Source organism: Kitasatospora sp. NPDC001225, assembly GCF_053597855.1.
Map to the genome: position 1 here is coordinate 1 of NZ_JBSFJC010000424.1, position 1,641 is coordinate 1,641.

1 protein-coding gene is annotated in these 1,641 nt (G+C 72.2%); it reads left to right on the forward strand.

Going from position 1 to position 1,641, the window contains the following annotated elements; translation table 11 throughout:
• Positions 1-326: 326 nt before the first annotated feature.
• A complete protein-coding gene (locus ACWDCZ_RS41140; RefSeq protein ID WP_449818693.1) occupies positions 327-1,625 on the forward strand; it encodes a purple acid phosphatase family protein in 1,299 nt (432 codons plus the stop codon).
• The last annotated feature ends 16 nt before the right edge of the window (positions 1,626-1,641 follow it).

Sequence of the window (1,641 nt, forward strand, 5' to 3'; positions counted from 1 at the left end):
GCCGCCGGCCGCCCACCCCGGTTCCGTGCCCGACGGCCCGCCCCTAGTCCGCACCCACGACCGCTGGCACCCGGAGCCCGCCGGGGGCCCGGCGCCGGGCGAGGGGAAGGTCGGGGTGTATGGGGGAGTCGGCCGCAAGGCGTAGGCGCCCGTCCCTGCGAACGGGCCCTGCGAACGGGCCCTGTGGACGGGCCCTGCGAACGAAGCCTGCGAGCGAGGCCCGAGAACGAAGCGTGCGAACGGAAGCTGCGAAAACGATCGTCTTTACGTGCACATGTCATTAAAGTGACTGCCTGTCGAACCCCCACTCGGCAGGCGGAGTCCTCATGACCATTGCACGCAGGTCCATCCTCAAGGGCACCTCGGCGGCCGGAGCCGCCCTGGTGGCCGCGGCCTCGACGGCGGGCGCGCAACCCGCGGCCGCCCAACCGGCCGACGACGCGCCCACCAGCCCGCTCCTGCAGACCACCCCGCACCGCTCCGGAACGGCCGCGGTGTCCGGGCTGCACCTCCAGTTCGGCACCGACGCCGGCACGGAGATGACCGTCTCCTGGCTCACCCCGCAGTCCGTTCGCCGCCCGCAGGTACGGTACGGCTCACCGGACGGCGGCCTCGGCCGGGTCGTCCAGGCCGAGACCCGCACCTACCGGGACTCGATCGACAAGGTCGAGGTGTACGTCCACCACGCGCGGCTCACCGGCCTGCGCCCGGGCACCACCTACCTCTACAGCGCCGGCCACGACGGGGCCACCCCCGAGACCGGCACCTTCACCACCGCCCCGCGCGGCCGCGCCCCGTTCACCTTCACCAGCTTCGGCGACCAGGCCGCGCCCAACCTCCGCCGCCGGATCACCTTCCCCGACGGGATGCCCTCACCGCTCGGCAAGTACCCGGTGTTCATGAGCAGCCAGGTCGGCACCGCGGCCTCCGCCGACATCGTCGCCGCCGTCGAGCGCGTCGGCCCGCTGTTCAACCTCATCAACGGCGACCTCTGCTACTCCTCCTACGCCGGCCGCCACGGCCAGAGCCGCACCGCGACCTGGGCCGACTGGTTCATCAGCAACAGCCGCTCCACCCGGCTGCGGCCCTGGATGCCCTGCGTCGGCAACCACGAGAACGAGGGCGGCAACGGCCCGATCGGCGCGCTCGGCTACCAGGCGTACTTCTCCCTCCCCGACTCCTCGGCCTCCTCCGACGAGGAGACCCGGGGCCTGTGGTACGCCTTCACCGTCGGCTCGGTGCGCTTCATCAGCCTCGCCAACGACGACGAGGCCATCCAGAACTCCGGCGACGTCTACCTGCGCGGCTTCTCCGGCGGAGCCCAACGGCGCTGGCTGGAGCGGGAGTTGCGGACGACGCGGAACAACCGGGCGATCGACTGGATCGTGGTCTGCATGCACCACCCGATGATCTCCAGCTCGAAGCACGGCTCCGGCAGCGACCTCGGCCTGCGCGAGACCTGGGGCCCGCTGTTCGACGCCTACGGGGTCGACCTGGTGGTGTGCGGCCACGAGCACTACTACGAGCGCTCCCACCCCGTCCGCGGCACCCTGCCCAACGACGCCCGCACCCCGGTGCCGACCAGCACCCGCACCCTGCCTTCTCTGATGCACCGCCAGGGGTGATCGGCGGGTACCGGCC